Source organism: Brevundimonas sp. SORGH_AS_0993 (genome assembly GCF_030818545.1).
Taxonomy (GTDB): domain Bacteria; phylum Pseudomonadota; class Alphaproteobacteria; order Caulobacterales; family Caulobacteraceae; genus Brevundimonas.
Genome location: NZ_JAUTAH010000001.1, coordinates 1138762 through 1151721, shown reverse-complemented (window position 1 = coordinate 1151721; position 12960 = coordinate 1138762). Strand labels below are relative to the sequence as shown.

Below are 12960 nucleotides of genomic sequence, written 5' to 3'. Positions count from 1 at the left end.
GATGTCATGACCATGATCCGAAAGCTCGCCGCCGCACTGGCCGTCGGGGTCGCTCTGACCGCCGCCATCGCGCCTGTGCAGGCGCAAGAGGCCCGGCGCACCGATGCGAATGGCGAACCTTTGCTGCAGGTGGTGGTCCGGCCTGATCCCGATCGGGCGCGTCGCACCGAACTGGCGCAACGGCTGATCCGTCTGTCGGCCGGGCCGAACTTCCAGAAAGACATGGACGCCATGATCGCGTCCCAGATCGCTCAGTTGGAAACCTCGGGCCAAAATCGGCGCGAGGCGGAGTGGGTGCGCGCCAATGCGCCGCGCATGTTGAGCGCCCTGGTCGAACAGATCACGACCGATCTGGCGCCCCGCTATGCGGCCATCTTCACGGCGGACGAGTTGGAGGCGCAGATCGCCTTTTACGAATCCCCAATGGGACGACGGATCGCCGGCAAGAGCATTCTGGTCGGGCAGGCTTCGCAGGAAGTCCTGAGCGAGCATCTGCAAACGTTCGTTACGGAACTGGCGACCAAATACTGCGCCCAGTTCGATTGCGAAGCAACCGGAGCCGCTGCCGCCAAACCGCAACGACGCTAGCTTGCACGAGGTGCGCGCCATGGCTTGATTTCACGGCGCGCGGCCTGTAAGAGCGCCGCTTCCCGCTGGAAGTTCGTCTTCCGGCGGTCCTGTCCGAGAACTTCGGGGTCTGGGGGTCGCCCAGGCCGTAACTGTCAGAAAGCCTTCTGACGCCGTGGGGAGATGGGGACGCGACCTTGCCGATGTCAGCCCGCATTCCGGGACGGACGCCGTCAGACGCATCCTTCGGACAATAAGACCGGCCTGAACGTCTTGCGGCGACGCACGGCGCTTGGGCCAATCCGTCGTCGGGAATAAGCCCGGCGGCGAATGCCAAGACTGGAGACCGCAATGGATCGCGCTCAAAAAGCCGAGTCTATCGAGACGCTCAAGGGCGTGTTCGCCGAGGCCGGCAGCGTGGTCGTGACCCACAACCTGGGTCTGACCGTTGCGGAAATGGAAGACCTGCGTGGCCGCCTCCGCAAGGAAGGCGGCGCGTTCAAGGTGGTCAAGAACCGCCTGGCGCTCAAGGCGCTCGAAGCCCAAGACGGCAGCGACTACCACGGCCTGTTCAAGGGCCCCGTGGGCATCGCCTACGCCGAGAACCCCGGTACGGCCGCCAAGGTCGTGACCGAGTTCGCCAAGGGCAACGATCGCTTCAAGATCGTCGGCGGCTTCATGGGCGAAACCATCGTCGATCAGAAGGGTGTGGAGGCTCTGTCCAAGCTCCCGACGCTCGACGAAGTCCGCGCTCAGCTCATCGGCCTGCTCAACGCGCCCGCGACCAAGATCGCCGGCGTGCTGCAAGCGCCCGCCGGTCAGCTGGCCCGGGTGTTCAACGCCTACGCCACCAAGGAAGCCGCGTAAGCGGCCCCGGCTTTCATCTCTGCATCCCTCTCTAAACCTCATCCTCCGAAGGAAAACTGACAATGGCCGACCTCGCCAAGATCGTCGAAGACCTGTCCGCGCTTACCGTTCTGGAAGCCGCTGAACTGTCCAAGCTGCTGGAAGAAAAGTGGGGCGTCAGCGCCGCTGCTCCGGTCGCCATGGCCATGCCGGCCGGCGGCGCCGCCGCTCCGGCTGAAGCCGCCGAAGAGCAAACCGAGTTCACCGTCGTCCTGGTCGACGGCGGCGACAAGAAGATCAACGTGATCAAGGAAGTCCGCGGCGTCCGTTCGGAACCTGGGTCTGAAGGAAGCCAAGGACCTGGTCGAAGGCGCTCCGCAGAACGTCGTCGAAAACGTCTCCAAGCAAGCCGCCGAAGAAGTCGCCAAGAAGCTGACGGAAGCCGGCGCCAAGGTCCAGATCAAGTAATCTGGATCTCAGCATCCGCTGAAGATCGGAAAGGCCCCGAGGGAAACCTCGGGGCCTTTTTGTTTGGCCGATCGCGTTTCGCGCGACTTCAGGGCGGATCGACGCTCAGCGTCGGCGCGGGGCCAGGATGTCGGACAGGAGGTCGGGCGTTCCCTCGATCCGCTCCAGGCGCGGGTAGCGCAGGCCGTCGTGATAGTCGAAGGCGACGGTGCGGAAGCGGTCGCCGGACTTGAGCAGCAGTTCGATGGGGGCGTCGGTTTCCTTGGCGGCGGTGACGGCGTCGCGCAGCTCCTCGGCCGAGGCGGCCTTGCCGTTGACGGCGACCAGGGACCAGCCGGCGCCGATCCGCTGCTGGAAGGCCGGGCCGCCCCAGCGGATGTTGGTCAGCTTGTCGCCCGACAGGGTGAAGCCCAGCGAATACTGGAAGTCGTTGGCCCAGCCGCTCTGGACGGCCTTTTCGGCCTCGGTCGGAGTGTCGGTGTAGGTCAGGCGCCAACCCGCGCGCGTCAGCCCGGCCAGGGGCGCCTTGGCGTCGGGGCCGACCGCGTCCAGCCGCGTCCGCAGAAAGCCGGCCCAGTCGTAGGGATAGACGGCGTTCAGGCCGTTCACGACATCGTCGAAGGTGTAGCCCTGGGGCGCCCATCGCCCGTCGTCGTGGCCGAAGAAGGCGCGGGCGAAGTCGTCGAGGGACTTCCTGCCCCGCGTGCCCTCCCGGATCAGAGTGTCGGCGTCCAGCCAGACTAGCAGGCTTTCGCGGTAATAGTCGCCCGTGCCGCGCATCCACGACGGATACTGGCCGGCTACGCGATAGCCCATGAGGTTGTGGTTGTTGGTGTCCTGCAGGGACCGCCACTGACGGCCCGGCTGCTCGTCGTAGAAGGCGGCGATATTGGCCAGGGTGGCCAGGGCCACGTCCCGCGTGTGCAGGCCCGAGCGGGCGGACAGGACCTCGCCCCAGTATTCGGTCTGGCCCTCGTAGACCCACAGCAGGGTGTTCTGGGTCGGGACGTTGTGATTGGCGGTCAGCTCGTCCGCCGGCCGCATGAACTTGCCGTTCCAGGAGTGAGTGAACTCGTGCGGCAGCAGGCTGCGGTCGCCGGCGCTCTTCTTCCAGTCGGTGAAGAATTCGGGCGCGCCCGTGTTTTCGGAACTGCGATGATGCTCCAGCCCGATGCCTCCCAACTGGTCGCTGAGGGCGAACAGGAACTCGTAATGGTCGAAGTGGCGGGCGCCGAACAGGCGATCGGCCTGCTGGACCATGTTCTCGTAGAGCTTCAACTGGTCGTCGGTGGCGGCCAGGCCCTTGGCCTCGTCGGCCAGGATGTTCAGGTGGACGCGGTCGCCGCTGGGGTCGATGTCGATGCGGCGATAGTGGGCGCCGGCGAAGACGGGACTGTCGATCAGGGTGTAGAGGTCGGTCGTGGCGAAGGTCGCCACGTCGCCGTCGCGCGAGGCGGTGTCAAGCGCCGTGCCGTACTGCCAGCCGGCGGGCAGGACGACCGAAGGGGCGACCTGGATTTGGCGGCTGAAATAGCCGGCCGGATAGAGGATGGCCTTCTCCCACTGCAGATTGACCAGGTTCGGCGTCATCAGCACGCGCCAGTTGGCGCTGTCGGGCTGGGTCAGTTGCTGGAAGGCGACGTCGATGGCCGTCACGCCCGCCGGAATGTCGAGGTGGAAGGCGTAAGGGTCCAGGGTGTCGCGCCGCCATTCGATGCGCCGGCCCTCGGCGGTGACGGTCAGGCCGGCCAGAAGCTGGATCGGGCCGGTCGCGGCGTGGTTGCCCGGCAGATATTTCGGATAGAGCAGGGTCAGCGGTCCCGGACCCGCGACGGGAATGGTCTGGGTCACGCCGATGATGCGGCGGTCGCGGTCGGTGATGTCGGCCCTGTACTGGATCACACCCGGATAGGGCCGGTCCTGCGGCGCGGGGATGGCGGGCTGAGCGCGCCCCAGGGCCAGGGGCGCCTGGCTGGCGTCGGTGACGACGGGCGTGGAGCGGAAGGTCTGGGCGGCGGCCGGGACGGCGGCGGCCATCAGAACGGCGAGGCAGGCGGCGGTCAGGCGGGTACGCGGCATCAGATCATCCGAACAGAAGGGCAGGCGCCCACCGTCGAGGGCGAGGGGCGATGCGTCAAGCGCGGCCTTGTGTCTCCTCCCGCGAAGCGAGGGGGGCAAGGAGCGAAGCGGACGGACGGGGGGGCTGTGCGATACGTCACAAGCTTTAAGAGCCCCTCCACCACCTCGTGGTCCCCCTCCCCATTTCACGGGGAGGAGACACCCTCTTCGGTCAGCGCGTGCGGGGGGTCAGGATGTCGCCCAGGCGATCGGGCGTGCCGACGATCCGCTCCAGACGCGGGTAGCGCAGGCCGTCGTGATAGTCGAAGACGACGGTGCGATACTGGTCGTCGGTCTTGACGATCAGGGTGACGGGGACGGCCGGGTCCTTGGCGGCGGTGACGGCGGCGGAGATCCGGTCGCCGTTGGCGGCCTGACCGTTGACGGCGACGATCTCCATGCCCGCGGCCAGGCCGGATTTGAACGCCGGGCCGCCCCATTGGACGCTGCGGATCTTGTTGCCCTCGCTGGTCTGGAAGCCCAGCGAATAGGTGAAGTCGTTACGCTTCAGCTCCGCATACAGGGTCTTCATGTAGTCGGTCGGCTTGTCCGTATAGGTCAGCCGCCAGCCGCCGCGCTCCAGCCCGTCCAGCGGCGCATGGGCGTTCGGGCCATCGGCGTCCAGCCGCGCGCGCAGGAAGGCGGCCCAGTCGTTGGGAACTACGGCGTTCAGGGCCGCGACCACGTCTTCGAAGGTGTAGGGGGCGGGCGTATAGCTGCCGTCCTGGACGCCGTAGAAGGCGCGGGCGAAGTCATCCAGCGACTTCCTACCGCCCGTCTTTTCCCGGATGGTGGTGTCGACATCCAGCCAGATCAGTTGGCCTTCGGAATAGTAGTCCTCGTCGCGCTGCCACGACAGCCAGCCCTTGGGCTGGCGCTGGCTGATGATCGGGTCGTTGGTGGTGTCCTGAAGGGGGCGCCATCTCCGGCCGACGCGCGCGTCGTAGGTGGCCGCCGTCAGGGCCAGGGAGTCCATGGCCTGCTGCCGGGTCAGAAGGCCCGAGCGGGCGGCGATGACCTGGCCGTAGTATTGGGTCTGGCCTTCATAGACCCATAGCAGGCTGTTCTGCAGGGGCACGTTGAAGTTGGGCGCATACTGGTCGGCCGGGCGGCGCCATTTGCCGTCCCAGGAGTGATTCATCTCGTGGCTGAGCAGATCGCGGTCGGACAGATGCTTGTCCCAGCCGGTGAAGAAGGCCGGATCGACCGAGTTTTCCGAACTGCGGTGATGCTCCAGCCCGATACCGCCCAGCTTGTCGGTCATGGCGATCAGAAAGTCGTAGTGGTCGAAGTGGCGCGCGCCGTAGAGGCGGTCCATCTGCGTCACGAGATTGCGAAGGATCTGGACCTGGGCGTCGGTGGCTTCCAGGCTGTCGGCCTCGTCGGCGACGATATTGGCCCGCACCGGGGAGCGGCCGCCGGGATCCAGGTCGATCTGGCGATAGTGGAGACCGGCGAAGACGGGGCTGTCGATCAGAACCTCCAGGTTCACCGGCTTGAAGGTCTGAACGTCGCCGGACCGGGCGTCAGGCTCCAGCGCCGTGCCGAACCGCCAGCCGGCGGGCAAGGTCACGGTCGGACGCACCATGATGTTCCGCGACCAGTGTCCGGCCGGATAGAGCAGCATCTTCTCCCACTGAATGTTCAGCATCTCGGGCGTCATGGTGATGCGGCCCTGGGCGCCGGCGGTCGGCGACAGATGCTGAAGCCTGATCTTCAGCTCGCGCGCGCCCGCCGGCACGACGATGTGGAAGGCGAAGGGGTGCAGGGTGTCGCGCACCCATTCCACGCGCTGGCCGTCGGCGGCGACCTCGATTCCCGCCAACTGGGCGATAGGGCCGACCGGGCCATGATTTCCGGGCAGCCATTCGGGGAAGAACAGGGTCATCGGCCCTGCCTGGGCGACCGGGAGGGTTTCGGTCACGGCGAAGATGTGCTGGGCCAGGTTGGTGGCGTCCACCTCCAGGTCGATGACGCCCGGATAGGCTGCGTCCCGCGCCTCGGGGATGGCCGGCAGGGGCGCGGGCAGGGCAGGCGGATAGGTCGAAGCCTGCTGGGCCAGCGCGGCGGGGGCGGCGGAGACGAGCAGAAGCGCCAGGCCGGCGGCGCGGAAACGGGAACGGATCATCACGGACTCTGTCGGACGGAGGCGGGGAAGCCGCGACAGTCCGCCGCAGGGGCCGGGGCGTCAAGTTTCGCCGGGCCGAAATTGCACTGCGCCGTCGAAAACGGTGCAATATGCAAAGGGGTGCAATTCGCTCAGTCCTCTTCCATCGGCCGGTAGGGCGGGGTGGTGGGGATGAAGCCGGCGTTCGCAGGGTGTTCGGCCCATTTTGCATAGGTCCGCAGGCGTTGGCGGTCGTCCCTGGCCATCTTCTCCAGATCGACGTGCAGGCGGGACCAGCCGCGCGCCTCGATCAGCTTGCCGTCGCGCATGGCGCGCGAGGCGTTGGACCAGGCCAGCCGCGCCATCTCGGCGGCGTTGCAGGGCGGGTGGGCGTCGGCGAAGGCAAGGTCGTCGGCCTCCTGAGGTTCCACAACCGCGCCGTGGGGCTGGTCCGCCAGACGCCAGCCTTCGGTGCGGGCGCGCCAGCGGAAGGTGGAAAGGCTGAGGCCGTGGCGTTCGCAAACCTCGGCGGCGGACCCGCCGGCCAGATAGTCGGCGCGCGCGGCAGCCCAGACGGTCGCAGAACGCCGTGTCCACGGTCTCGATGAGGCGGTGTCTTCTATAGGATCGGTCATGCCGACGATGATGGCGCCGGCGCCGATCAGGACGACCAAATCGGTTCGACTTTTCGACAAGTCGTTGAAAGAACGATGCCTGTTTTCCGAATTAGGGGATCAGGCGCAGGTTTGCGCCCCTATTCCGGCGATTATTCGAGGGGGATCAGCCCGGCGTCACGCCCAGCAGTTCGACCGAAAACCGCAGGGTCGAGTTGGGCGGCAGTTCGTCGCCGCCGACCCAACGCGAGCCATAGCCCAGCGAGGCGGGAATGACGAACTCGTAGATCTCGCCGACGCGCATCAGGGCGACGCCCTCGGTCCAGCCCTTGATGACGCGGTTCAGGGGGAACTCGGCCGGTTCGTTGCGGGAATAGGAGCTGTCGAACTCGCGCCCATCGATGAAGGTGCCGCGATAGTGAACCTTGACCGTGTCGGACCCGGAGGGTTGGGCGCCCTCGGGATGAGCCTTGCCGACGCGGCGGTACTGAAGCCCGCTGGGGGTGGTGGTCCAGCCGCGCCGCGCGCCGTTCCATTCCAGATAGGCGGCGTTGCCCTGGTCCCAGACCTGCTGGGGCGTCAGCTCGGCCCGGGCCTGAATTTGCGCGGCGGCGCGCGCGGCGACCGAGGCGGTCTCGGCATAGGTCACGGGTTCGCGGTGCGCGCAGGCGGACAGGGCGACAAGGGCGAGGACGGCGGAAGCGGTGCGGATCATGACGGCGACGCTAGAGGAGGGGCGGGCGGGACGCAACGGTGGCGCCAGAGGTCCCGTCAAAGGCCGGTCAGGGCCTCGGCGATGCGGGGCTGGAAGTCGGGCTGCCGGCCCACGTCGCCATGGCCGGCCTGGGGGAAGACCAGACGGCGCACGTCGACGCCCTGGCGCTGAAGATCGCGGGCCAGGACGCGGCTAAGGGCGGGCGGCAGGGTGTCGTCGCGTCCGGCCTCCAGGACCAGAACGCGGCCGCGATAGTCCTTGAGGGCTGCGGGCACGTCGATGGCGGCCAGGTTGGGGGCGATATTGACCTTCACCAGCGGGCGAACCCAGCCGACCATGGCGTCCACGGCGGCGCGCGTGCTGGGGGTCGTCGTCTCCAGCACGACGGCGTCGGCGCGGACCAGCGACGCCGCCTGGGCGCAGACCGGGCCGCCTAGCGAGTGGCCCCAGACGATGACCTTGCGATGTTCGGCCAGGGCCAGGTCCCGGACGGCGTCGGCCACGGCGGTCCCGACCGCCACGAAGGCGGCGTAGTCGGCCTGGCCCGCCGTCTCGCCATAGCCAGGGTAGTCGAACGTCACCACGTCGCCGAAGGGCGCCAGTTCCGACGCGACCGTTCCCGCGCCGCTGCTGCGCCGGAACAGGTTCCCGCCGCAGTAGAGGATCAGGGGCGCGTCGGCCCGGCCCGTGCGGACCCGCGTGACCCCGACCGGCCCGCCGGCGTAGGCGACGTTCAGCCTGTCGGTCGGAAAGGCCATCGGCCGGTCGGTCGGCAGTTCGATCTTCTCGGCCGCGACGCGCGCGTTCGGATAGAAGAAGGCGGATTCCGGCACATTCACGCTCATGCAGCCGGCCAAAAGGGCAGGCGCGATCAGGGCCGCAGCCGTGCGGCCGACGCTGAAACGGCGAAGTCTGAACATGGCGCGATGTCTCCCCTGCCGCTAGGCAGGACCGGCGACTCGGCGCCTGTCAATCACGCGCCAAAAAGGTTTCCTCGGGCCTTTATTTCGTCGCGAAAGCGCGTATATGTGCGCGTTCCCGCAACACTCCTCCATGAGTCTGCGCGCAAGCGCCGAGGCCCGGTCCGTCGCCCTCCGACCGGAGCGAAGGCGCGGCTCCTTCCCAGGGAGCCGGTCCATTTCAGGCGTCCTGGTCCGGCAGCGGACCGAGGGTGGACGCCGAAAAACTGGCTGCGGACGCTGAAAAGGCGGGCCGTGGCTGCTGCATTTCACGCACGGCTTTCCCGGGTCGTGCGCATGGGAAACACTGAATGACCGACGCCTCCCACGATCTCGCCATTCCCGGTCAGATCGCCTCCGCCACCTCGTTCACCGGTAAGAAGCGCATCCGCAAATCCTTCGGGCGCATTCCCGAGGCCGTGCAGATGCCGAACCTGATCGAGGTTCAGCGCGCCTCCTACGAGCAGTTCCTGCAGCGCGAGGTCCGTCCGGGCCAGCGCAAGGAGCAGGGCATCGAGGCGGTCTTCAAGTCGGTCTTCCCGATCAAGGACTTCAACGAACGCGCGATCCTGGAATACGTCTCGTACGAGTTCGAGGATCCGAAGTACGACGTCGAGGAGTGCATCCAGCGCGACATGACCTTCGCCGCGCCGCTGAAGGTCAAGCTGCGCCTGATCGTGTTCGAAACCGACGAGGAAACGGGAGCCCGTTCGGTCAAGGACATCAAGGAGCAGGACGTCTACATGGGCGACATCCCGCTCATGACGGACAAGGGCACCTTCATCGTCAACGGCACCGAGCGCGTGATCGTCTCGCAGATGCACCGTTCGCCGGGAGTCTTCTTCGACCACGACAAGGGCAAGACGCACTCTTCGGGCAAGCTGCTGTTCGCCGCCCGCGTCATCCCCTATCGCGGCTCGTGGCTCGACTTCGAGTTCGACGCCAAGGACGTGGTCTATGTGCGCATCGACCGCCGCCGGAAGCTGCCGGCCACGACCTTCCTGATGGGTCTGGGCATGGACGGCGAGGAAATCCTGAAGACCTTCTACGAGACCGTGCCCTACGAGAAGCGCGGCGAAGGCTGGGTCACGCCGTACAAGCCGGAACGCTGGCGCGGTGTGAAGCCGGAGTTCGACCTGATCGACGCCGACACCGGCGAGGTGGTGGCCCAGGCCGGTCAGAAGATCAGCGCGCGCGCCGCCAAGAAGCTGGGTGAAACCACCACCTCGCTGTCGCTGGCCGCCGACGCCCTGGTGACGAAGTATCTGGCCAACGACGCCGTCAACTTCGAGACCGGCGAAATCTTCGCCGAGGCCGGCGACGAGCTGGACGTTCCGACCATCGAAGTGCTGGAGCAAAACGGCTTCACCACCATCGAGGTGCTGGACATCGACCACGTCACAGTCGGCGCCTACATGCGCAACACCCTGCGCGTGGACAAGAACGACAACCGCGAGGACGCCCTGTTCGACGTCTATCGCGTGATGCGTCCCGGCGAGCCGCCCACCCCGGAAGCCGCCGAGGCCATGTTCAACTCGCTGTTCTTCGACAGCGAACGCTATGATCTGTCGGCCGTCGGCCGGGTCAAGATGAACATGCGTCTGGAGACCCCCGAGGTCTCCGACGAGATCCGCGTCCTGCGCAAGGACGACGTGCTGAAGGTGCTGCAGATCCTGGTCGGCCTGAAGGACGGCCGGGGCGAGATCGACGACATCGACAACCTGGGCAACCGCCGGGTCCGTTCGGTCGGCGAGCTGCTGGAAAACCAGTACCGCGTCGGTCTGCTGCGGATGGAGCGCGCCATCAAGGAACGCATGTCCTCGGTCGATATCGACACGGTCATGCCGCACGACCTGATCAACGCCAAGCCGGCCGCCGCCGCCGTGCGCGAGTTCTTCGGTTCGTCGCAGCTGTCCCAGTTCATGGACCAGACGAACCCGCTGTCGGAAATCACCCACAAGCGTCGTCTGTCGGCGCTTGGCCCGGGCGGTCTGACGCGCGAGCGCGCGGGCTTCGAAGTTCGCGACGTCCACCCGACCCACTACGGCCGCATCTGCCCGATCGAAACGCCGGAAGGCCCGAACATCGGTCTGATCAACTCGCTGGCCACCCACGCCCGCGTCAACAAGTACGGCTTCATCGAGAGCCCGTATCGTCGCGTGAAGGACGGCCAGGCCCAGGGCGAGGTGGTCTACATCTCGGCCATGGAAGAGTCGAAATACACGATCGCCCAGGCCAACATCGAACTGAAGAACGGCCAGATCGTCGAAGAACTGGTCCCCGGCCGGATCAACGGTGAATCCCAGCTCCTGAACAAGGACGCTGTGGACATGATGGACGTGTCGCCGAAACAGGTCGTTTCGGTCGCCGCCGCCCTGATCCCCTTCCTGGAAAACGACGACGCCAACCGCGCGCTGATGGGCGCGAACATGCAACGTCAGGCCGTGCCGCTGGTGCAGTCGGACGCGCCGCTGGTCGGCACCGGCATGGAAGCGGTCGTCGCCGTGGACTCCGGCGCCGTCGTGGTCGCCCGTCGTGACGGCGTCGTCGAACAGATCGACGGCACCCGGATCGTCGTGCGCGCCACCGGCGACGTGGATGCGGCCCGCTCGGGCGTCGACATCTATCGCCTGTCGAAGTTCCAGCGTTCGAACCAGTCGACCTGCATCAACCAGCGCCCGATCGTGCGCGTGGGCGACCAGGTCAAGGCCGGCGATGTCATCGCCGACGGCCCGTCGACGGACCTGGGCGAACTGGCGCTGGGCCGCAACGCCCTGGTCGCCTTCATGCCCTGGAACGGCTACAACTTCGAAGACTCCATCCTGATCTCCGAGCGTATCGTGCGCGACGATGTCTTCACCTCCATCCACCTCGAAGAGTTCGAAGTGATGGCGCGTGATACGAAGTTGGGCCCGGAAGAAATCACCCGCGACATCCCCAACGTCGGCGAGGAAGCCCTGCGCAACCTCGACGAAGCTGGCATCGTGGCCATCGGCGCCGAGGTCCAGCCGGGCGACATCCTGGTCGGCAAGGTGACGCCGAAGGGCGAAAGCCCGATGACGCCGGAAGAGAAGCTGCTGCGCGCCATCTTCGGCGAGAAGGCTTCGGACGTGCGCGACACCTCCCTGCGCCTGCCGCCCGGCGTCGCCGGCACGATCGTCGACGTTCGCGTCTTCAACCGTCACGGCGTCGACAAGGACGAGCGCGCCATGGCGATCGAACGCGCCGAAATCGAACGTCTGGGCAAGGACCGCGACGATGAGCTCAAGATCCTGGAGCGCAACGTCTATGGCCGCCTGAAGCCGCTGATCCTGGGCAAGAACGCCGTGTCGGGGCCCAAGGGCATCGGCCGTGGCGAACTGACCGAAGAGAAGCTGGCCGAGGTCAGCCGGGGTCTGTGGTGGCAGATCGCCCTGGACGACGAAAAGGCCATGGGCGAGCTGGAGGCGATGAAGCGCCAGTTCGAAGACGCCCGCAAGCAACTGGACCGTCGTTTCGAAGACAAGGTCGAGAAGCTGCAACGCGGCGACGAACTGCCCCCCGGCGTGATGAAGATGGTCAAGGTCTTCGTGGCCGTGAAGCGCAAGCTTCAGCCCGGCGACAAGATGGCCGGCCGTCACGGCAACAAGGGCGTCATCTCCAAGATCCTGCCGATCGAGGACATGCCGCACCTGGAAGACGGCACCCACGTCGACGTCGTTCTGAACCCGCTGGGCGTGCCGTCGCGCATGAACATCGGCCAGATCTTCGAAACCCACCTGGGTTGGGCCGCCGCCGGTCTGGGCAAGCAGATCTCCGGTCTGCTGGAAGCCTGGCAAGCGGGTGGTCAGAAGCAGGCGCTGATCGATCGTCTGACGCATATCTACGGCGAGGAAACCCCTCTGCCGCAGGATGAGGAAGAACTGATCGAACTGGCGAAGAACCTGTCCAAGGGCGTGCCCTTTGCGACCCCGGTCTTCGACGGCGCGCACATCGGCGACATCGAACGCCTGCTGGAAGAGGCGGGGCTGAACAAGTCGGCCCAGTCGATCCTGTACGACGGTCAGACCGGCGAGCAGTTCAAGCGTCCGGTCACGGTCGGCTACATCTACATGCTGAAGCTGCACCACCTGGTCGACGACAAGATCCACGCCCGTTCGATCGGCCCGTACTCGCTGGTCACTCAGCAGCCGCTGGGCGGCAAGGCGCAGTTCGGCGGTCAGCGCTTCGGGGAAATGGAGGTCTGGGCTCTGGAAGCCTACGGCGCCGCCTACACCCTGCAGGAGATGCTGACGGTGAAGTCCGACGACGTGGCCGGCCGGACCAAGGTCTACGAGGCCATCGTCCGCGGCGACGACAGCTTCGAGGCCGGCATTCCCGAGAGCTTCAACGTGCTCATCAAGGAAATGCGTTCGCTGGGTCTGAACGTGGAGCTGGAGAACAGCTGAGGCGCGTAGCGCCTCAGAGTGGCGAGTAACGAGTGGCGAGTGAAGAGATTCCGCGCCGTGATCGCCCTTCTTACTCGCCACTAACCACTCGCCACTCGCCACTAAGTTTTTCGCGGTCTCAAACCGCAGCAAGGAAACC

General features: G+C 66.4%; 8 protein-coding genes and 1 pseudogene. 4 read left to right on the top strand and 5 right to left on the bottom strand.

The features are described 5' to 3' along the window. The first annotated feature begins 6 nt into the window (after positions 1-6). The 3 genes and pseudogenes from QE389_RS05740 (at position 7) to rplL (ending at position 1881) form a co-directional block, all read left to right on the top strand. Positions 7-588: a DUF2059 domain-containing protein gene (locus QE389_RS05740; protein ID WP_307365323.1), complete on the top strand. Its 582-nt coding sequence runs from the start codon at positions 7-9 to the stop codon at positions 586-588. A 330-nt stretch (positions 589-918) separates the two neighbouring features. After that, the gene (rplJ, locus tag QE389_RS05735; RefSeq protein ID WP_307365321.1) at positions 919-1434 is read left to right on the top strand and encodes a 50S ribosomal protein L10; all 516 of its coding nucleotides are present in this window, start codon (positions 919-921) and stop codon (positions 1432-1434) included. 62 nt (positions 1435-1496) lie between these two features. Then, a pseudogene (gene rplL, locus QE389_RS05730) lies at positions 1497-1881 on the top strand (50S ribosomal protein L7/L12). Positions 1882-1986: 105 nt separating this feature from the next. On the opposite strand, the gene QE389_RS05725 reads toward rplL, so the two are convergent. From QE389_RS05725 to QE389_RS05705, 5 genes are all read right to left on the bottom strand, one after another. Then, entirely contained in the window at positions 1987-3960 is a 1974-nt protein-coding gene (locus tag QE389_RS05725) for a M61 family metallopeptidase (protein WP_307365319.1), read from the bottom strand. A 211-nt stretch (positions 3961-4171) separates the two neighbouring features. After that, the gene (locus QE389_RS05720; RefSeq protein ID WP_307365317.1) at positions 4172-6127 is read right to left on the bottom strand and encodes a M61 family metallopeptidase; all 1956 of its coding nucleotides are present in this window, start codon (positions 6125-6127) and stop codon (positions 4172-4174) included. Between the two features lie 131 nt (positions 6128-6258). Next, on the bottom strand, positions 6259-6780 hold the full coding sequence (locus QE389_RS05715) for a hypothetical protein (RefSeq protein ID WP_307365315.1): 522 nt from the start codon (positions 6778-6780) through the stop codon (positions 6259-6261). A gap of 106 nt (positions 6781-6886) precedes the next feature. Next, entirely contained in the window at positions 6887-7435 is a 549-nt protein-coding gene (locus QE389_RS05710) for an FKBP-type peptidyl-prolyl cis-trans isomerase (RefSeq protein ID WP_307365310.1), read from the bottom strand. A 56-nt stretch (positions 7436-7491) separates the two neighbouring features. Continuing rightward, entirely contained in the window at positions 7492-8355 is an 864-nt protein-coding gene (locus QE389_RS05705) for a S9 family peptidase (protein WP_307365309.1), read from the bottom strand. Positions 8356-8705: 350 nt separating this feature from the next. Here QE389_RS05705 and rpoB point away from each other — a divergent pair, with 350 nt between their 5' ends. Beyond that, a complete protein-coding gene (gene rpoB / locus QE389_RS05700) occupies positions 8706-12821 on the top strand; it encodes a DNA-directed RNA polymerase subunit beta (RefSeq protein ID WP_307365307.1) in 4116 nt (1371 codons plus the stop codon). The last annotated feature ends 139 nt before the right edge of the window (positions 12822-12960 follow it).

Excerpts from the sequence above, each read along its gene's own strand:
- rplJ (WP_307365321.1), top strand. The coding sequence starts at position 919 with ATGGATCGCGCTCAAAAAGCCGAGTCTATCGAGACGCTCAAGGGCGTG.
- QE389_RS05705 (WP_307365309.1), bottom strand. The coding sequence starts at position 8,355 with ATGTTCAGACTTCGCCGTTTCAGCGTCGGCCGCACGGCTGCGGCCCTG.
- QE389_RS05720 (WP_307365317.1), bottom strand. The coding sequence starts at position 6,127 with ATGATCCGTTCCCGTTTCCGCGCCGCCGGCCTGGCGCTTCTGCTCGTC.
- rpoB (WP_307365307.1), top strand. The coding sequence starts at position 8,706 with ATGACCGACGCCTCCCACGATCTCGCCATTCCCGGTCAGATCGCCTCC.
- QE389_RS05725 (WP_307365319.1), bottom strand. The coding sequence starts at position 3,960 with ATGCCGCGTACCCGCCTGACCGCCGCCTGCCTCGCCGTTCTGATGGCC.
- QE389_RS05710 (WP_307365310.1), bottom strand. The coding sequence starts at position 7,435 with ATGATCCGCACCGCTTCCGCCGTCCTCGCCCTTGTCGCCCTGTCCGCC.
- QE389_RS05740 (WP_307365323.1), top strand. The coding sequence starts at position 7 with ATGACCATGATCCGAAAGCTCGCCGCCGCACTGGCCGTCGGGGTCGCT.